Genomic DNA, 21,102 nt, shown 5'->3' with positions numbered 1-21,102 from the left:
GTGAGGATTGCGCTGGGGCAGCTGGAGTCGGGTGCCGACATCCGGGCCAACCTCGCCGCGATCGATAAGTTCGCCGCCGAGGCAGCGCGTGACGGCGCCGCGCTTGTCGCCTTCCCGGAGTACGCCACCTACGAGAAGAAGAAGGTGGACGCAACGTTCCCTTCGGTGGCCGAGCCCCTGGACGGTCCCGTCTGCCGGGAGCTCGCCGGTATTGCCCGCCGCCACAGCATCGCGGTGGTGGCGGGCGTCGTGGAAGCGTCGGACGAGCCGGGCAGGGCGTACAACACGCTGGTGGCGTTCGGGCCCGACGGCGGCCGGCTGGCTTCCTACCGGAAGATCCACCTATTCGACGCGCAGGGGTTCGGGGAGTCCGAGTTCATCAAGCCCGGCGAGTCCCTTGAGCCGGTGGTGTTCGAGCACGGGGGAGTGCGGTTCGGGCTGATGACCTGCTACGACCTGCGGTTCCCCGAGCTGGCCAGGTCACTGGCCGACGCCGGCGCGCAGGTCCTGCTGGTCTGCTCGTCCTGGGTGCCGGGGGAGCACAAGACGGAGCAGTGGCTCGCGCTGAACGCGGCGCGGGCGATTGAGAACAGCATGTACGTGGCGGGGGTTTGCCAGGCGCCGCCGGTGTCGGTGGGCCGGACTGTGTTAGTGGACCCGATGGGAGTTGTGGAGACCGACCTTGGATTGGAGCCTGGTGTGCGGGCGGTGGAGGTTTCGCTGGAGACGGTGGAGCGGGTGCGGGAGTCGTTCCCGATGTTCCGGCAGCGGCGGCTGTAGCAGAGTGGGGCGGGAGCGCTATTATGACGGACAAGACAGGGTACGCAGGGTTGCTGGAACTTTTTTGGGGAGTTTATGAAATTTAATACGCAAGATCCTGATATCGAGACTATATATCGCAGGATTCTTGATGCCGATTACGATTTGCAGCCAGACTTTCAACGAGGAGAGGTTTGGACGCTCAAAAAACAACAGCGCTTGATAGATACGGTTTTGCGAGGCTGGCACATTCCGCCTGTTCATCTAGTTGCTCGCCCGGAAGGAACCAGTGACGTTCTCGATGGGCAACAGCGACTCACAGCCATCCGCGACTTCATGGATGGGGCGTTCGCGATTGACGGCAATATAGAGCCGGAAAGTGATGCACTACTACCCTTAGACGGGCTCCGATATCATCAGCTTCCGCCGTCGATCAAACGGAACTTTAGAAAATTCACGATCAGAATATTTGAATTAACCGACTACGATCCTGATGAGCCGCACGAGCTGTTTTTCCGTTTGAACCAACCGACGAATCTGACGGAGGCAGAGAAACGCAACGCATTTATTGGTGGTCCCCGAAACCAGATCAAGAACCTCGTTAAGGCATTTTCTGAGACGGGTCTGAACAAAGAGCGGGTCGGCTTTTCTAACGCTCGGATGGCCTATGACGACTTGTTAGGCCGCCTGTTGCTTACAATGGAAAATCGCTCGCTTAACGAAAAAATTACCGCCAGTAGAATCACCGCTCGATATCGGCAGGTGAAAGAATTCCCTCAGGAAATTATTGAGGACGCTACGAACTCCGTTCGCTTCTTCCTGTCGTCGCCAATGCTCGAATCCAATACTGCCCAGATCCGCCCCAACAAGGCGACGATTCATACTTGGCTTTGTCTCATTTCCAGATTTAGCGTGAGCAGAAAATCAGAGTTAGAAATTGAGCGCTTCTACGAGGGCGTGGAATGGATTGAGCGCAATCGGTGGGAGCCTAGCGTTGTTGAAGACAACGCGCTTTCGGCTGCGCTTCGAATCTTTCATGACAGATCGACGGCGCGTGTTGCAGATGTGTCGTCTGTCGTTCTTCGTGATCTTTGCGCAACGATACTCCTGACGCGCAAAGGCTTCTGGGAGCCGTCGCCTCTGATACGCAGTACCGTAGAAGGAGCCCTCTTCACACTAGATCTCAGGTCAGCCAGTGACCGTGAGCTTTACCAGTATGGCCACAGCGTCGGTTGGGGTGACCAATGGTCAGTGTGAGATCTGCCGATATCGCCAACCACATAAAGCGCCTTCCAGTCAGAAGTTATTCGGCTAGTCCAAAGACAATTGTCCTGAAAGGTGCAAGAGTCCCGGCGGGGTACTCAGTTGAACTGGGTAACGGCATGGCGGTGATTGCCGGCGGCAACGGTGCAGGTAAATCCAGCCTACTCCAGGCGATTCGAATTTGCTTGGACTCCTCTATGGAGCTACCCGAGGACTCCGTCGGTTGGTTCGCTCAGATTGATGAAGTTGAGATTCGATGGTCCAACGACCGGACCCGGACAGATCTTAACTCTTCGCGCATCCAGGTTCGCCGGTCCGGTGTTGGGGACGTGCAGGTCGTACGGTCAGGAGATGTTCCCGGGAACGTCCATTACATCGACGCGGCCATTGAGACCGGCAAAATACTTGCCATGCTCCGCGAGGATCCCAATTATTTGGACTTGATAGAAGGCGTCGATCCCGCCCCCGCAAGCTCCGACGCCCTTACGCTCGCCTCATACGTATTGAATCGAGACTACGACACGATTGATATCTATGAGATTACTTCCGTAAGTGAGGAAGATTTAGCAATTCCCTTTTTTCGGATTCGAGCCCTTGGGGCTGAATACAATGTCCTTGGCATGGGTCGAGGCGAGTTGGCCACGATATATTTGCTCTGGAGACTTGAGCAGATATCGGATGGCGGCATTGTCATCCTGGAAGAACCTGAGACTCATCTTGCTGCAATTTCTCAACGCAAATTAACAGAGGCGCTGGCAATTATCTCCGCCAAGAGGGACCTGACCGTCATTATGTCCACCCATTCACCAGGCGTGTTTGAATCATTACCTCCTGGGCAGGTGTCGTTGATCGGTTCTTTGCCGGAAATGTCCGTTACTACCGGGCTCGACTCAAGGGCACTGGCCAGCCGACTAGGTCTTAGGAGATCCCTGCGCTGTATTGCTGTAACAGAAGACTTATTTGCTGCCCAAATGCTGGAGATGGTCTTACGCACTCTGGATAGGAGCTTGCTCGACTCGGTAGGTATCTCCTATGCAAAAGACGGTGAATCAGGAGTCAGGACCATTGTCAATGGTCTGCATGCATATCGCAGCACGGGGCAGACCATCCACCGGTTGGTCGGAATTTTAGACGGCGATCAGCGAACATCAGACGTCACCTCAGAGAACTTCTCCTATTTACCTGGCGACCTTCCCCCAGAACGCATGTTGCAGGACAGGCTCACGGCATGGTTCACCGGGCGCCAGGAATTTCATTTTTCCACGGATGTCGCCCAGAAGCTCACTGACGCCCTAGTTGAGTCTCAAGGACTGGATCACCATGACTGGTTGCTGTCGATGGCGCGGCATTTCAACGGCAGCTCGGCGTTCCTAGATGTCACTGCAGCATTTCTTTTCGATGACGAACAGTTTGTGCAGCAGGCCTATGGCCTTCGATCGTTTTTGGACTCGCAGTAGAGAAGATGTATGTGTGGTCTTGTTGCGATCGGCTTTTACGATGAATGAGCAAGTGGATGTCTGAGTCTGTTATCCTTTTATGGGCGTAGCGCACGGAGCGCGTCTGAGCATCGCTCAGAAGGACCAGGTTCGACTCCTGGGCGCCAGGTTGCATGAGTCATTCATGCGATGTGGCGTTTAGGAGTCGAGAGTGGCATACCCAACTTCAGTCGAGTTCAGGAAGAACTCGGAGAACCTGAAGGAAATAAAGGCGAGTCTGACACAGCTCGAGCGGCTACATAAGGAACAGATCAGGGCTAGCGGGGACTGGAGGAATCCCGAACGCACGTCAGCCCCAGTCGCAACCATAAGGCGACTGCATCTGTTGACAGTTGGCATCATGGCGGAGGCTACGCTTAGAAAGCTCATTGTGGATCCTACGGGATTTAATGATGCTGAGAGGTCAATCATTTGGGGAAAGACCAGTCAGAGTGATCGTTGGTTGTCAGCAATCGAATTATCTTATCGTAGACATTTCAATGTCCCGATTCACATTGGATTGGATACTGCCCTTGTAGTCGAGACCGCGACGCAACTGCTAGAGACGAAGTCTCTAGTCACCGGAAGCCTTAATCCGGTTATAGAAGATCGCAATAAAATAGCTCACGGTCAATGGACATGGCAATTGAAGAGCCGCAAAGAGAACGAGTTTCTGGTTGAATCGCGCAATCTTTCTCGTTATGACTACTGTCAAATTAAAGCAATGACGGAGTTAGTTGCGAGTATCGGTAAGCTCATTCACTTACTTGTGGTTTCTGAGCCCACTTTTCAAAGAGATTACTCCGCCATACAGAGCCGGCTTGACCGACATCGGCTTGCGTTGATCGACAGCCCCTATAAGAATTTTTGCGCGACGCTCGTCAAGGGAAAGGATCCCGCTGTGTTACAAGTGGGAACCGAGGGCAAATAGGCTGGAAGCTGTCTCTCGCTGGTCACGCCAAGCTGTTTCCCCTGCAACTAGAGCTCGTGCAAAATCATGAGTAGTCCCAACTGCAGCTGGCCTACACGTGAAAATTCGACTAGGCAGACTTTGCAGGCTCAGCTGCTTTGGTATAGTTACTTCCCACTTTATTTTAGCGACGCCCAAACCTCTGCCGGTAGTAGCTTGCTTAGTTCTAGGACGCTTCCCGGAAGGATGCAAGTCCTGGCTGGAGCAGCACTTCGGACTGCACTGAATGATACGCACACAGCATCTTCGGTCGGTAGCGGCATGTCTGAGAAGTCCGAAATGTTTGTGAGGAGTGAACTTTCACCTCGCTAGAGATGCGGCGAGATCGCTGAGTTCGTCTTCCTCCACCGAACCGAAATCGTCGTGCCCAGCTTGGTCGTAGCTCAGCACAGGTTTGCCCATCGCAGACCCTACGAGGTCGAGAAGCCGAATTCGGCGGTCTTCAAAGAAAGCGTGAAAGTCATCAATAAGCAAATGTGCAACGTCAATGTGGTGGGCGGCTACTGATTCTTGAAGTTCTTGCGCTGAGATCTGGGCTCGCAACGCCAACTCCCCGACATACCTACTTGGCGCCTTTGCAGAAATAAATCGATTCGTCACACTGGAAATTGGCGTCTTATTCACGATACTTTGCACTAGCGAGTTCTCGATGCCTGCCCTCTCGCACCATTTCTGGGGAAATATGTGGTGGATGTCTACTGCAAAGTCCTGGTACGAGCCCTGATTGATTGTCCGATTATAGATCCAGTCCTTAACGTCTCCCCGCATTGTCAAGGCATAGATGCCTTTGTAGGCAGCGGAATTGCGTGTTCGCAAAGTAAGGAGCCGGTCTGGATTGAATGAGGCGCCAGCGACTGTACCCGGCTCATTCCCTCCGCGAACCCAGGCTTCCATTTCTTCGAGATCCCGCGCGAATCGGGTCTCGACCGCCCCTCCGTAAAGCTCGCCCATAACTCCGCTCCAGTACCATCGTGTAATTAAACGGGCGACCCCCTGCAGATCTGCGTCGGTTCCAAGCGCGACGCGTATAGCTGCCAGCGGCACGAGCTGGGTTCGGTAAGGGAGATCCTGATGCCGAAAGATAAACTGGTCGTTGATGAACTGACCTGCCCAAATAAATGCATCTGTCAGGGGGTCCGCCCATTCCAAATAGTCGTCAAGTGAGAGCTTTAGGATGTCTTTTCGCTTGCAGGTGATTCCTGGGACCTTTTCTGATTCACCTAAGTAGTTAAGCCGCCGTTTCCTGCTAGCCAACAAGCTGATCGCCTGGAGGAAGTCTGTGTTCTCTAAACCTGACAGAACAGGACGGAGCGATAACATCTTCCTCTTACGCGCCGTCCAGTCGTCATTCAGCCGGAAATCGGCACTTCCAGCCGCGAAGGTGGCCGTCAGAAGTTCAAAAACATTTAGGGCTACGCCGCCCGTGTTTACCTTTTCAAACACAGTGCACACCGCTTCGCGCTTAGTCGTGTTCGAAAGTTCGATAACAGGAACCTTGTATTCTGAGAGCTGCTTCAGCGGACCATCAAAGAACTCATCTAACATAGTGTCAGAGTCGGGATGGCTGTGATGGAAGAGGCGGCTATACTTCCTGGTGTAGCTTGTATCAAGGATTTTATTTAGCGGAAATACTCCCGCTGCAATTTCCTTTTCCATGTCGGAGTAGTCGGCAACTATGTCGCGGTCAAAGTTTGCTCTAACAATCCGATCTTCCTTAACGAAGAAAATTGCGTCGTCCTCCATGTCCATATCCGAATCAATCGACTCCGCAACGCGTATGTAGAAATAACCCTTCATGACTTTGCCACGCGGATCACATGAATCGACGGGTTCCTGACTAAACAATGACTGGTAGAGCGATGTCAGACGTTGCTGGCCGTCAAGAAGGAGGAAGTCCGGGCTAGTGTTGGACTCCCTTGCTCCTGAAAGGGGACGGACGGCGAAGTTGACTTCATCCGATCCCGTCTCAAGCGTCATGACGACACCGACGGGGAAGCCCTTTGCGATGCTGGCGAGGAGACTCTGAATTCTGTCGACGTCCCACTTCCAAGGTCGCTGGAAATCAGGAAGCTGAATTTTCCCACTGTCAATGTCCTTAAGGAGCGTCTCAAGGTCACGAATCGGGCTATCAAATGACATGGTTGCCTTCCTTATCACTTCCGCTTGCTTTAGCTAAGCAGAGTACTAGGTCACGGCAAACATCTTGTTCCGAGGGCCTCAGCCGGTCAGGGAGTGACTTGACGCTTTCTTACATGCCTTGCCAGTCCTTGTCCCAGCGCGCTCGACCTAGTGAGCACTGGGAGTGCTTTCGCGCGTCATGTTTGCGCCTTTGCACATCCTGATTATCGTAGCATGCGCCAACTGCCGAGCCTGGCTGCGGCATCCGTGCGGACATTGCAGTCAGACCGCGCTTCGAGTCGAAAACTTCACAGCATTGGTAACGCTACAGCAGCAGGCTCCACCGCTGCGAAGTGCTAACCCTGCTGTCCAGTAAATCGCTTAACACCATCACACGTCATAGCTGCCCGGTTCTTCCCCAGGGCTTGTTTATGCATCCGTGAGCCCCGGGTCGGAAGAAAACCCGAACTGGCAGCGGCACAAGTGGCCCTATATGTGCATCATGGCCAGGAAGATGGCCTGCCTTATGCCAAATTGCCGTACATAATGGCTTAGGAGGCTCTACTGCAACTGATGGGTGGCACCTCCCAATGGGGAAGCAGCAAACACAGGAGCAGGTCTTGACAGTTACAGCCGAAAACCGGGAACTCAACGTCGCACCCGGTTCGGTGGTCCACGTGCGTGATGAGGAGTGGCTGGTCACCAGCCTCGAAAAGTCCGTCGATGGCACACTCATCAGAGTTCAAGGCTTAAGCGAGCTCGTGAGGGATACAACGGCTGCCTTCTACTCAGCTCTGGACGACATCGAGGTCGTTGACCCGGCCAAGTCCAAGGTTGTCGCGGATGACACTCCGAACTACCGCAAAGCGCGCCTCTTCCTGGAGACCACGCTGCGCAAGACGCCCACACCGCAGTCCGCGGAACACCTCACGGTCTCAACGCGCATGCTCTCGAGAAACCTGAAGTATCAGCAGATCGCCGTCGCGAAGGCCCTGGACACCAAGAACATCAGGCCCCGGATCCTTATCGCCGACGCTGTCGGCCTTGGGAAGACGCTCGAGATCGGCATGATTCTGAGTGAACTGGTCAAGCGCGGCCGCGGAGAACGGATCCTCGTAGTAACGCCCCGCCACGTCCTGGAGCAGATGCAGCACGAACTGTGGTGCCGCTTCGCCCTCCCGTTCGTCCGCTTGGACTCCGCCGGAATCCAGAAGGTGCGCCAAAAGCTGCCTGCCACGCGCAACCCCTTCACCTATTACAAGCGCGCCATCATCTCCATCGATACCCTGAAGAGCGCCCGCTACCGCGCCCACCTCGGCAAGCTGAACTGGGACGCCGTCGTCATCGATGAGTCCCACAACCTCACCAACACCGGCACTCTCAACAACGAGCTCGCCCGCATCCTCGCCCCCAACACGGAAGCCCTGATCCTCGCCTCGGCGACGCCGCACAATGGCCGCAACGAGTCCTTTGCCGAGCTCCTCCGGCTCCTTGACCCCACGGTGGTCCGCCCTGACGGGACCTTTGATCCCAAGCAGGTGGAAAACCTTATCATCCGCCGGCACCGGCATAGCCCTGAGGTCGCCCAGGAAGTCGGCGCGGACTGGGCCGAGCGGGAGGAACCGGACAATCGGCTCGTAGCCGCCTCTGCAGCTGAGGACGCTATCGCCGAGGAGCTCTCGGACACGTGGCTTTACCCTGAGGGCCGGCCGTCCCCGTACTCAGGACAGAATGGGGCCCTGTTCTCCTGGACGCTCGCCAAGGCCTTTCTTTCCAGCCCAGCCGCATTGTTGGAGACAGTAACGGAGCGTCTGAAAAAGCTCGACGCCGATGCCCCCACCGAGGCCAGGGAGACTGAGGCGTTGGGTCGTCTCCGCCAGCTTGCAGAAAAGGCCAACATTGGCGAATCAGGAAAATACCACGAACTTGTCAGCTACCTAAAGAAGATCGGCGTAGGCAAGGGATCCCCAACCAGAGCGGTTGTGTTCGCCGAGCGCGTCGCCACGCTCAAGTGGTTGCGGGAGACTCTGCCCAAGGCACTCGGCCTCAAGCCCGAAAATGTCGGCCTCCTCCATGGCGGTCTCAGCGACGTTGAGCAGCAGAGCATCGTGGACCAGTTCAAGCGCGGCAACAGCCCGCTGCGTGTTCTCGTCACCGGCGACGTGGCGTCGGAAGGCGTCAACCTGCACGCCGAATGCCACCACCTGATCCACTTCGACATCCCTTGGAGCCTCATCCGGATCGAGCAGCGCAACGGCCGCATTGACCGCTTCGGCCAGCGCCACAAGCCCCAAATCGCCACTCTTCTGCTGAACCCGAGCAACACGCGCTTCTCGGGCGACATCAAGGTGCTCACCCGGCTCATGGAGCGTGAGCATGAAGCGCATGCGGTGCTCAATGACGTCGCCTCCCTCATGGGGAAGTACAGCGTCAAGCAGGAGGAGGATGCCATCCTCGAAGTCCTCCTCGGCAAAAAGGACTTCGATGACACCGTCGGCGAACCAGGCCCGGACCCGGAGTCGGGCGACGTCTGGGACTTCCTCGACTTCGAGGCCCTCAACCAGGACGGACCAAGCGAGGACATACCCGTGGAAAAGTCCCTGGGCCTCTACGCTACGGACTTGGACTTCCTAGACGAAGCCCTGAATGAGGCCTTCGGCGAGCCCCAGAAGAAACTCGGCTGGACTGTTCATCCAGGCCACGGACTCGCTGAGCTGAAGCCGCCGTTGGACCTACAGCACCGTCTGGGGTACCTTCCCCAGGAATACCTGTCAGAGCGCAGGGTCACGGAGACCCTCAAGCTCGCCACTACCGTGGAAGCTGGCACCCGTGAACTGGACCGTGCCCGTGAATCCGATGACATGAGCTGGCCGGAAGCCCACTATCTCGGCCCGCTCCACCCCGTCCTGGACTGGGCGAGCGACCGCGCGTTGGGTTCAATGTCACGCAGCGAAGTGCTCGCCGTCCGTGGCGACGTTGACTCGCCGCAAGTTCTCCTCATGGGCACCCTCATGAACCGGCGCGGCCAGGTCGTGTCCAAGGCGTTCATCGCCGTCGAGTTCCCCGACCCAACCAATCCCAACTTCTGCATGGACCAGCCCCTGGAGGACCTGGGTGACCACCTGGCAGCGATCGGCATCCACAACAAGGCGACCAATCCCGGCCCCGTCAGCCTGGAGGGCCTGCAGGCCCTCCTCCCACGCGCAGTGGAGAACGCCAGGCAGACAATGCAAATGACGTTCGAGTCCGCGGCCAGTGCCGCCGAGCAGCGGCTCCAGTCGTGGACGGACCGCGCCACGGGCTGGACCCAGCTGTCCTTCGAGCTCACGCAACGGACCGAGGTCAAGAAACAGCGCGAGCGCGTCACTGAGGAACAGCTCATCGCCGAGTCGCTCGCTCCGGCCCAGCGCCTGGTCCGCCCGCTTCTGATCGTCGTTCCCCGCAATACCCCTACAGCCGTACCGGAAGGTGCTGACCAGTAATGCCGTCCTTTGATTCGATCGTTGTCGGTGAAGACTGGATCAGCGAACACTTCTTCACCACGGATTCCACCAAAGAGTCCTTCCAGGCGGAAGTCATCAAGCTCCGGAAGTCCTGGGACGAGCAAGCCAAGGAAGGCCACCCCACCACGCTGTCCCGCTTCGCCGAAGTCCGCGGCCGGCTGCAGATCCTCCTCGCCGGACTGGCCGAGGACCCTGCGGGCGCTCGCGAGGCATACGCCCTCCTGCGCACCGCGCTGGGATTCAAAGGTACGACGGCGGCAGTCACCTTTGAGCGCAGCGGCACCGAGACATTGGTTCCCGGCGTGTGGAAGACGGACGATTCCGACGTCCTGTTTCTTGAGGCCGGAACAGCCGACGCTGCTGAAGATGTTTTGTCTTCGGTAAAGCCGCTCGAACGCGTCCTCGTCGACGGCAAGGAGACGACGCCGTCCCTGATGCTGGCCAAGGTCGTCTCCGAAATTTATCTTGCGGAACGTTCGCCCAAGTACGTGGTTATTATGGCCGGACGCTGGCTGGTGCTGACGGAGCAGGAACGCTGGGCCGAGGGCCGCTACCTTTCCGCTGACGCCCTGCTGGTTGCCGACCGTAACGACACTAGAAAGCACTCGGAAACCGATCGCTTCCTTGCCATTTTCGGGCGGGACTCGCTCATGCCAACTCCCGATGGGTCCATCTGGTGGGATGACGTCCTGGCGGCTTCCGTCAAACACACGGTGGGTGTGTCGCAGGACCTGCGGGAGGGTATCCGCCGTTCCATCGAAATCATCGCCAATGACGTTCTCAAGAGGCGAGCCGCTCGTGGGCTCCCCGTCGACGATGTCGACGGTCGGGGCCTGGCCCGACAGTCTTTGCGGTTCCTCTACCGCATTCTGTTCCTGCTGTACGCAGAGGCCTCCCCCGAGATGGGCGTGTTGCCCGTCGGTGCAGGCGAATACAACGAGGGGTACGGCCTCGACCGGCTCCGGGAACTGACGCTCGTCAACATCCAATCGCAGGAATCGCAGCGTGGCACTCACATTTACGAATCGCTGGAGCGGCTGTTCAGGCTAGTCGACGGCGGCCACAAGCCGGGGCGGGGATCGCTGACTGAAGTCCCGTCCGGGGACAACGAAGGTCTCAACTTCCAGCCACTGAAGGCGGATCTCTTCCAAAAATCGGCTACTTCCCTCATTAACGAGGCAAAGTTGAGCAACGGAGGGCTTCAGCGCGTCCTGCAGCATCTGCTGCTGAGCAAAGAGGCCCGTGGAAAGGACCGCGGATTTATCTCCTACGCGGAGCTCGGCATCAACCAACTTGGCGCCGTCTACGAAGGGCTGATGTCGTATACAGGCTTCATCGCAGCTGAGCCCCTGTACGAGGTAGCCAAGGACGGCAACCCTGAGAAGGGTTCTTGGGTGGTCCCGGTGGACCGCTCCGACTCAATCGATGCGAAGCACTTTGTTAAGTACGAGGACGAGCGGACAGGCGAGAAGAAGCTCGTGCTTCACGAGACCGGTTCATTCGTTTTCCGTCTCGCGGGCCGGGAACGTCAGCAGTCTGCCTCCTATTACACACCAGAGGTACTCACGAAGTTCGTCGTGTCGCAGGCTCTGGAGGAGTTGCTGGACCAAGACGGCGGAGTCACTCCGGCTGACGATGTTCTCAAGCTCACGGTGTGTGAACCGGCGCTGGGTTCCGGCGCGTTCGCCTTGGAAGCTGTCCGCCAGCTCGCCGACGAGTACCTGAAGCGCAAGCAGGACGAGCTTGACGTCAGGATCCCCGCGGACGAATACCCGCAGGAACTTCAGAAGGTCAAGGCTCAGATCGCCCTGCACCAGGTCCACGGCGTGGACCTGAATTCGACGGCGGTGGAACTCGCCGAAGTCTCCCTCTGGCTCGACACCATGGTGAAGGACCTGCAGGCGCCCTGGTTCGGGCTTCGCCTGCGCCGCGGAAACTCCCTGTTGGGTGCCCGCCGGGCCACATACTCCCGGCAGTCGGTGAATGACAAATCATGGTTGAAGAGCGCCCCGCAGGACGCACCCCTTCCCGGACTCGTCGACGCCATGACGGCCCAGACCGACGATCCCAACGTGGTCGGGCGCATCCACCATTTTCTACTCCCTGCCGAGGGCTGGGGCACGGCCGCCGACGCCAAGGACGTAAAGGACCTTGCATCGGAATCCCAGCAGGCGCTCAAGACCTGGCGCAACAAGATCAAGTCCAAGCCAAGCAAGACCCAGGTCGACCGCATGGTGAACCTTGGCCGCCGTGCGGAATCACTGTGGAAGCTCACGCTGCGCCGACTGCAGGTCGCCGAGGCGGAGGCCCGCCGGGACATCGACTACTTCGGCAAACACCCTGCGGTTGTTTTTGAAGCTGGCGTTGCAGACACTCAGGCCCAAGCCGTCACCCGCGAGCAGATTGAAGATACTCTCAACGACCCGAATGGCGCCTACCAGCGCCTTCGCCGGGTCATGGATGCCTGGAATGCGCTGTGGTTCTGGCCACTGACAGAGCGCGCGACCGGCGGGGCAACACCACCGATCCTGGACGAATGGCTCGCCGCACTCGAAGCGATTCTTGGCCTACAGGGCAAAGAATCGAAGATGGCAGGGCAGCAGACCTTAGGTGCCGCGTCAACCTGGGCCGAACTGAACGACGCCGAACGGGCCGACCTTGCCTTTGCCCTGGCCTCCGACATCGACATCATCAAGAAACAACATGCGTGGCTGCAGGTGTGCGAAAATATCGCCGCCGAACAGGGCTTCTTCCACTGGGAACTCGACTTCGCGTCCGTCTTTGGACGAGGTGGGTTCGATCTTCAGGTGGGTAACCCGCCATGGGTAAGGCCGCGGTCGGATGAAGCCGCGCTTCTTGCCGAGGGGGATCCGTGGTGGCAGCTGGCGGAGAAACCGACCCAGGCACAGATTAAGGTCAAGCGCGGCGAGACTCTTGCGGAGAAGGGCATGCGGGAGTATTTCGTTGAAAACGCGATTCCTACGGCCGTCCTTTCGGAATTCGTAGGATCAGTCGGTGACTACTCCGTGTTGGCTGGCCTGCAGCCGGACCTCTATCGGGCGTTCATGGTCCGCACCTGGCGTTCCGCGTCAAGTATCGGTGCCGTCGGTTTGTTACATCCGGAATCGCACTTCACGGAGAAGCGTGCGGCTCACCTTCGGACCGAGACATACCGGCGTCTACGCCGCCACTGGCAGTTCCGCAACAAAAAGAAGCTCTTTGCCGACCTGACTGATCAGCTTGAATTTGGGGTCCATATTTATTGCGGGCGCCGGGATGAGCCCGGTTTCAAAATGGCTGCTTCGCTGTACCAGCCGGACACCGTGGAACGGTCCATGTGGCATGACGGGTCGGGAGAAGCGCCGGCGCTAAAGAACGCTGGCGGCGAATGGGATATTCGACCGCATTCCGAACGCATCGTCGACGTTGATCTGTCGGTACTCCGGGTCTGGGCTGACATTCTCGATGAACCAGGAACCCCTGCCATGCAGGCTCGGATGGTTTATCCGGTTAACCTGGCCAGCTCTAGTGTTCTTGAAAAGCTGAGTAAAGCGCCGCGTTTTCGGGAGTTATCTCTGCAGTACTCAGCAGGTTGGCACGAAACGGCGGATCGCAAGAATGGATACTTCGAGATAGGGCCAGGCTTTCCAGCCTCGTGGAATGATGTCATCCTGCAGGGGCCCCACTTTACGGTTGCTAATCCGTTTTCAAAGCAGCCACGAAAAGTCGTTAGGAGCAACAACGACTGGGATGAAATCGATCTCGAGGCTATACCTTGCGATTTCTTGCCTCGCACGGCCTATCAGCCCAAGGGCGATCCTGATCGTTATTCTCGCGACTATGGAATGTGGCTTAACTCTGATGGGGTATCGGTACCGGTTCGCGACCAATTCCGGTTGGCGTGGCGTCGTATGGCTGCCATCGCAAGCAAGCGCACTCTCCACATTGGGCTTATTCCTCCCGGCGCCGCGCACGTGAACCCCGTGTATTCGGCCGGACCGTTTTCGAACGCACGATTAATGCTGGGGCAACTTGGAGTTCTAGCGAGTTTGCCTGCTGACTTCTTGATCAAATCTTCGGGTTCCAGCGAGATTCAGTTTTCGCTCCTTGGACAGCTTCCGAGATTCAACCACGAGAGTCTTCTCGCAGATGCAATTGTCGAACGAGCAGCCCGACTTGTATGTCTGACGGGCACTTACTCAACTTTATGGACTGAAGTTATGGGCTCAGAGTGGTCGCTCGAAAAGGCCTTAAGGACGGCGGCCAAGCGGCGTAAAGCCGAGGTGGAGCTGGATGCCCTAGTTGCAATCGAAGTCGGACTATCCGCTGACGAGCTTTGTGCGATTTACCGCACTCAATTTCCGGTCCTTCATGCCTATGAACGAAATGACCTATACGACGTCAACGGCCGTAAAGTGCCAGGGGAGATGAATAAGCAGTATAGGTTGCGTAGCGAGAACCTCACTCCTGAAGAGCGAACTTGGACGCACCCGCAAAGCGGTGTCGAGTACGTCTTCGAGTTCCCGTTCCAGGGCTTTGACCGCGAGGAAGACATGCGCAAGGCGTACGAACATTTCTCGAGAATGCTAGTGGAGAACTCCTGATGTCGGAACTGATGCCCACCCGCCAAGCTGGCGACCTCCGCCGCGGCCTCTCAGACTACCTTGCCACGACGTTTGCTCTCACCGATGGCAATGCACAGTCCGCCATAAAGGACTTCCTTGCTGATCCGGACAGCGGCCTGTTCAAGGGTTCGTACGTTCGGCTGCGACTGCCCTTTGAAACGGCTGAATTTGGTTGGCGGGACTGCCTGGACTGGTACGAGGGTTTCGAGCCCTATGGCCACCAGGCGCGAGCATTTCAGCGACTGAGCAGCAAAGCTACTGGCCAAGATAGCGCCGCCGAAGGACTCCAGCGTCCCGAGCCCACCCTCATCACAACGGGAACGGGTTCCGGTAAGACCGAGGCATTCCTGTACCCCATCCTGGATCACGTCCTACGGGCGAAACGCGATGGTGTCACGGGTATGAAAGCGCTCATCCTCTACCCAATGAACGCCCTGGCCAATGACCAGGGCAAGCGCCTGGCCGAGATGCTGACCACTTACTCCGAACTCTCCGGGATCAGTGCCGGAATCTACACTGGGCAGCAGGACACCAGCCGCACCAAAGTCTCCCATGATGGGCTGATCAATGACCGGCAGGTCTTTCGCGAGGACCCGCCTGACATCATGCTGACCAACTACAAAATGCTGGACATGCTCCTGCTCCGCCAGGAGGACGCCCCTCTCTGGCAGAAGTCCTCGACGAGCTTGCAGTACGTCGTCCTCGACGAGTTTCACACCTACGACGGCGCCCAAGGAACTGACGTCGCCATGCTGCTGCGCCGACTCGGGCTGACGCTCAAGAGCTACTGGCCGGACGACCTAGGAAATCGTACGCACGGTCTGAGCGAAGAGGACCGGGCTAGGCCGCTCGGCCGTGTGACCCCTATAGCCACGTCCGCAACCCTTGGCAGCAAGGGTGACCCGGAAGCTATGCTCCGTTTTGCGGAAACGGTATTTGGTGAAGTGTTCCCGCCCGAGTCCGTAATCACGGAAGCGCGTATGTCCGGTCCAGCTTGGGGTCAAGGCGGACATGACGCCGATTTTCGTTCCCTCGATGCGATCGCAGAGGACATGTCTCCCGCGCTAGAGCATATATATGGGGCGCCTGGTACCGATCGTTGGTGGAACGAGCCAGAAAGCGGCATCGATGTTGAGGTAGAGACGACGCTGGTAGACGCTATTGCCGACACGCTATTTCGAACTCCTCCAGCGAATCTGGAACTGAGCCTTCGTCGCCATCCGCTGACACTGGAGGTCCTCAAGCACGCTACTGAAGCGATCTCCCTTCGAGACCTTTCTGATCGCATTTTTTCGCGACGAACCATGCTTTGGGACGCAGACCGGGACGATGCGGAAGAGTACCTTTCATGTTTTATCGCCTTATTGAGTCATGTTCGCGCGACCGTGGGCCGTTCTGAACTGACGGTCGAAACCCACCTTTGGATCCGCGAAATGTCCCGTGTGGACGCAGCCGTGGACACAGTGCCTCGGTTCCGCTGGTCAGATGACGGAATCGATCAGTCGAACGACATGTTCCTGCCCGCCGTCTATTGCCGGCACTGCGGACGGTCCGGCTGGGGCGCCGTCCTGGCACCTACCGGCATGGATCTGGAGCTGGACGACTCCAAGATCCGCGAGGCCCGCCTGGCGAACAACCCGAGGTTCAGAACTCTCATCTCTGCCGCCGCCGAGGCCGACATTATCGAGTTCCGGCAGGACGGCGCGGAACAGGTCCAGGGACTGCACTGGTTGCACACGGTCAATAGGGGCCTTTCCAAAACTCCTCCCGCCGCTGACAGCGCGGACCTGGCGGAAGGCCGCGTTATTCCCGTGCTGATGCTGACGGGCCAGGATGCGGACGATCAATCAAAGAGGGACGTCTGCCCGTCATGCCTGGCAAAGGAAGGCATCGCCTTTATGGGCAGTGCCATCGCAACGATGCTCTCCGTGAGCATCTCCAACCTCTTCGGTGCAGAGGGCCTGGACGAGGGAGAGAAGAAGGCGCTGGTCTTCACCGACAGCGTTCAGGACGCCGCCCACCGTGCTGGCTATGTGCAGTCACGCTCCCACACCATGACGCTCCGCACTGCGCTGCGCTGGGCCCTGGGCGAAGATACGGCGACACTCTCAGAGGTTGTCGAGGCTGCCATTGCCAATGCGAAATCGCCCACGGAGCGCTATCAGCTGGTCGCCCCCGAATACGTTGACCGCCAGAGTTTCAAGCAGTTCTGGAACCCGAAAGCTACACCGGCTGAACAGGCGCGAGGACGCCGCTTCGCCAGGCGCCGCCTGCAGTTCGACGCCCTCCTGGAGCTCGGCCTGCAGTCCCGCACCGGCCGGACACTGGAGCTCACCGGATCTCTCGCCGTCGAGACGGATGCAGGCAGCGCCACACGCATGCTCGCCGTCGCCCGCCGGGCGTACGACTCGGTGCAGCATCAGACGATGGTGGGGGACACTCCGCCTACCGACCAGCAGTTGCTGCAGTGGATCCGCGGCACTGTGGAGCGGATCCGCCTCCAAGGCGGCATCAACCACGAGTGGCTCAAGGGCTACATCGCCACGGACGGCAAACGGTGGCAGATCTGGGGAGGCCGGCCCAAAGGGGAAGGCATGCCTGCTTTCCCGTCCGGGCGACCCGCGCCGGCGTTCCCGCGGATTGGCCGCGCGGACGCCACGACCGACAACCTTGACACCGTCACTCCATCAACGTCGTGGTACTCCCGGTGGACGGCGCGCTGCCTCGGCATTGCGCCGTCGGACAGCGGCTACCTTTCCAAAGCGCTGATCACCGCGCTGGAAGAAGACGGCGTGCTTGGCAAGACCAGCACCAACTCCGGAGCCGATGTCTACTGGCTGGATCCGGCCAAGATCATGCTCTCCGTTCCCGCCGTTGACGACCTCGAGTCCGGCCGCCATGTCCTCGCGTGCAAGGTCTGCAAGGCCGTGACGCCCGGGAGCCTGACCGTCATCGACCAGCTCGACGGCGCCCCGTGCACTCTTGTCCGGTGCAGCGGAAGGTTGGAACGCCAGGCGGGCGACTCCCGGAACTTCTACCGGGACCTTTACTCCTCGCGGGAAAGCAAACGTGTGGTCGCACGGGAGCACACCTCCCTCCTGGACGACAAGACCCGTATTCTCTACGAGACCCAGTTCAAGTCGGGATCCGACAATCCACAGGCTCTCAATGTCCTGGTGGCCACGCCCACTTTGGAGATGGGCATCGACATCGGTGACCTCTCCTGCGTCATGCTTGCCTCGCTGCCTACTTCGGTCGCCTCCTACCTGCAGCGCGTCGGCCGTGCAGGCCGCCTCACGGGCAACTCGCTGGTCCTCGCATTTGTGCGGGGCCGCGGCGAGCATCTGCCCAAGCTGCATGACCCGCTGTCTGTCATCAACGGTGAGGTCCGGCCGCCTGCAACTTATCTGGACGCAGAAGAAATTCTGGGGCGCCAGTATGTGGCCCACGTGGCAGACCGGTTCGCACGGACCGCCGGTCGCCCCCACCCCCGCGACGCGGTCCAGGCCCTAGGAAGCGTTGCACCGGGCTCGTTCATCGGGGACCTGATCCAGGACGCCACGGCGAATGCCAAGACGTACCTGGCTGAGTTCCTTGGCCAGTTCGGTGGAAAGGTGTCCGAGGGAAGCCGCCATCGGCTTATGGCTTGGGCATCCGAGCACGACGACGGTGAGCCCAGCGGTCTCGCTCGGCACCTCATCCGGGCGGCAGGGGACTGGAAAGCCGACATCGACGAGCTCGAGGCCCGCCGCAAGGAAATCGACAAGGCTCTGCCGGAGCTGGAGGCAGCCGCCAAAGAAGCGGAGCGGCTCGAGGACAAGTCCTCTGACGCAGTTCAAGCACTCCGCACTGCTAAAGCCACTCTCCGCATGATCGGCGACCAGCTCAAGCAGCTCCGCGGCGATTACTGGATCTCCGTCTTGGAGGCCTACGGCGTCCTGCCCAACTACACCCTGCTGGACGATTCCGTGAGCCTGGACGTGGGGCTGTCCTGGAAAGATGCCGACACGCAGGAGTTCGTCACGGACACCGTCACGTACAACCGCGGCGCCTCCATAGCGCTCAGCGAGTTCGCCCCCGGTGCCACGTTTTACGCCCAGGGCATGGAGATCCTGATCGATGCCGTGGACCTTGGGCCGCAGCAGAGCCACGTTCAGAAATGGCAGGTGTGCCCGCAGTGCGGCTGGGTCAAGACCGACGTCAGCACCAGCGCACCCGTCACCAGTTGCGTCAGGTGTACGACGGCGGCAATATCCGACATGGGCCAGATCTTCGACGTCGTGGTCATGAAAAAAGTCTCCGCCGAAGTACGACGCGACGAGGCCGCCATCAACGACCGCCGCGATAACCGCGTCCGTGAACGGTTCACGATCGCTGCAGCGGCTGACATCGACCAGCAGCACCTGCAAAAGCGCTGGTTCGTGGAAGGGTATGAGTTCGGCGCGGAGTACTTCAACCGCGTGGATATCCGGTGGATCAACACCGGGCGGACCGCGTCCAACGGCGGAGTACGAACCATCGCCGGCGACGATGTTCGAACTCCAATGTTCCGGCTGTGCTCCTACTGTGGCCAGCTGGACCAATCGGCCAAGGAGAACCGGCCGAACGAGCACCGGTTCTGGTGCAAGTTCCGGAAGGAAACCCAGGAGAGCATCAAGGAAGTAGTCCTGGCGCGCGAGCTCAATACGCAAGGCGTCGTGTTACACCTTCCGCTGGATGTCATCTACGGGGACGATTTCTCGGTGCCGAGTCTTCAGGCCGCGCTGCTCATGGGTCTCCAGAAAGTCCTGGGCGGTGCACCTGACCACCTCGGGGTGCTGAAGATCAACGATCCCGCACATGGCGGTGGCCGGATCGCACTCCTGCTCCACGACAAGGTCCCCGGAGGCACGGGATACCTAGCAGAGTTCGCAAATGCGAAACGTGTATGGGAGCTGCTGTACGCAGCTTGGGAGATCGTGCGCGACTGCAGCTGCCGGTTCGAGGAACGCCTTGCCTGCCACCACTGCCTCCTGCCGCACGCCGAGCCATGGCAGGTCGACAAGGTCGCCCGCGCAAGTGCGGAGCGGCTGCTTGGTCTCCTCCTGCGCTCGGGGCAGAAGGCCGCCGATGGTGAGGTCCCGCCGTCGTACTCGGACTGGACCGTAACCGAAGAAGCGCCGAGCGCCGAAACGTCCATCGAATCATTGCTGGAAAAGCGGTTCCGGAAAGCCTGGATGGACCGGCTCAAAGCAGTGGGCGCGCACACCAAGGTCACCCCCGGTGCGCTCGCCGACACTATCACCTTCCGCATCCCCGGTCAGAGCTTCCAGTGGCAGCTTCTGCCGCAGGTGGATGTTGCCAGCACACGGCCGGACTTCCTGCTGAAAGGACCGCCGGACCCGAACTTTCCGGTGCTGGCGATTTACACCGACGGTTTCGCATTCCACGCGTCGCCGGAGCACAACCGGATCGCGGACGACGCCGAGAAGCGCGACAAGCTTCGACACACCTCGGATCTGTCTTCTGCTGTGGTTCCTTGGGCTGTCACATGGGAGGACGTAACCGCGTTTGAGGCGGGTCCGACGGCGCCTATTGCGCTGCCGTCCTGGGCAAACGCCAAGCTGAACGCACAGCTGATGGCCAAGTTCCCTGTGGACGCGTCCATCATGGGTGTGCTGGGCCGGGATGCCATGAGCATGCTCTGGCAGTGGGTCAACAAGCCGGACCCTGAAGCCTGGGCTAAGTTTTCTGAGCTGGTACCGATGATGCTCATGCAGCAGAAGCCGCAGCCTTCGGACGCGGACGCCGTTTACGGGCATGCTGTGGCCTTGGCCCGTGGAGAACAGCCCCCGCTGCCCACTGGAAGTGTGACCGCCTGGACGTACCGATCCGGCAGCGTCGGCTTTGCTGCCGCGGGCTCGCCTAACAGCCTGTCCACAATCGCCGTCGGCCTTTGCGTGGATGATCGGCAGGATGCACTGGCTTCTTCTTCACACGAAGCCTCTTGGCGCGTTTGGCTGCAGCTTTCCAACCTCCTGGCATTCAAACCCATAGGTTTGACCATCGGATCCGTAGCTTCCGACGTGAGCCCCGGCGGCTCGGTTGCTGCAGAAGTCGCCCGCCAGGAAATGGCGGATGAGGTCGGACCCGCGTGGAAGCCACTGTTGGATCAGGCAACTGAATTCGAAAAAACACTGCTGTTGCAGCTTGCCACTGCCGGTCTGGATATTTTGCCGGGGCTCGGATACGAGGTGGACGGCGTGCCAGTTTCAATCGCCTGGCCGGACCATCACCTTGCCGTGGTATTCGACGGTGACGAACGTGAAGGGCTGGAAGCCTCGGGATGGACCACCGTGGGAATTGACGTTGATGAAATACGTGAACTGCTAAAGGCAAAGGGGGCTTGA

General features: G+C 58.9%; 8 protein-coding genes. 7 read left to right on the top strand and 1 reads right to left on the bottom strand.

The window, feature by feature from the left end:
- The 4 genes from AC5RTE_RS09800 (at position 1) to AC5RTE_RS09785 (ending at position 4,428) form a co-directional block, all read left to right on the top strand.
- Complete coding sequence (locus AC5RTE_RS09800) at positions 1–780, top strand: carbon-nitrogen hydrolase family protein (RefSeq protein ID WP_494041188.1); 780 nt, start codon at positions 1–3, stop codon at positions 778–780.
- A gap of 75 nt (positions 781–855) precedes the next feature.
- Positions 856–2,016, top strand: coding sequence for a GmrSD restriction endonuclease domain-containing protein (locus AC5RTE_RS09795; protein ID WP_494041187.1), 1,161 nt, complete (start codon positions 856–858; stop codon positions 2,014–2,016).
- Positions 2,004–3,479, top strand: a complete 1,476-nt coding sequence (locus tag AC5RTE_RS09790) for an ATP-dependent nuclease (RefSeq protein WP_494041186.1) — start codon at positions 2,004–2,006, stop codon at positions 3,477–3,479. The genes AC5RTE_RS09795 and AC5RTE_RS09790 overlap by 13 nt, the downstream gene beginning before the upstream one ends.
- Before the next feature lie 364 nt (positions 3,480–3,843).
- Positions 3,844–4,428: a hypothetical protein gene (locus tag AC5RTE_RS09785; protein ID WP_494041185.1), complete on the top strand. Its 585-nt coding sequence runs from the start codon at positions 3,844–3,846 to the stop codon at positions 4,426–4,428.
- 339 nt (positions 4,429–4,767) lie between these two features.
- Here the strand turns inward: AC5RTE_RS09785 and AC5RTE_RS09780 are convergent, their stop codons facing one another.
- Positions 4,768–6,606 (bottom strand): GmrSD restriction endonuclease domain-containing protein, encoded by a 1,839-nt coding sequence (locus AC5RTE_RS09780; RefSeq protein WP_494041184.1) that lies wholly within the window; start codon positions 6,604–6,606, stop codon positions 4,768–4,770.
- 599 nt (positions 6,607–7,205) lie between these two features.
- On the opposite strand from AC5RTE_RS09780, the gene AC5RTE_RS09775 reads away from it, so the two are divergent.
- Genes AC5RTE_RS09775 through AC5RTE_RS09765 form a run of 3 tightly spaced genes read left to right on the top strand, consistent with a single transcriptional unit; the run spans position 7,206 to position 21,102 of the window.
- Positions 7,206–10,067 carry a helicase-related protein gene (locus tag AC5RTE_RS09775; protein WP_494041183.1) on the top strand — a complete coding sequence of 954 codons (2,862 nt, stop codon included), beginning with the start codon at positions 7,206–7,208 and terminating at the stop codon, positions 10,065–10,067.
- Positions 10,067–14,692: an Eco57I restriction-modification methylase domain-containing protein gene (locus tag AC5RTE_RS09770; protein ID WP_494041182.1), complete on the top strand. Its 4,626-nt coding sequence runs from the start codon at positions 10,067–10,069 to the stop codon at positions 14,690–14,692. Before AC5RTE_RS09775 ends, AC5RTE_RS09770 begins: the two co-directional genes overlap by 1 nt.
- Positions 14,692–21,102 (top strand): DEAD/DEAH box helicase, encoded by a 6,411-nt coding sequence (locus AC5RTE_RS09765; protein WP_494041181.1) that lies wholly within the window; start codon positions 14,692–14,694, stop codon positions 21,100–21,102. Before AC5RTE_RS09770 ends, AC5RTE_RS09765 begins: the two co-directional genes overlap by 1 nt.

This window comes from Arthrobacter sp. K41, assembly GCF_059089645.1.
The sequence above is the reverse complement of the archived record's forward strand: the minus strand, read 5'-3'. Positions and strand labels throughout refer to the sequence as shown.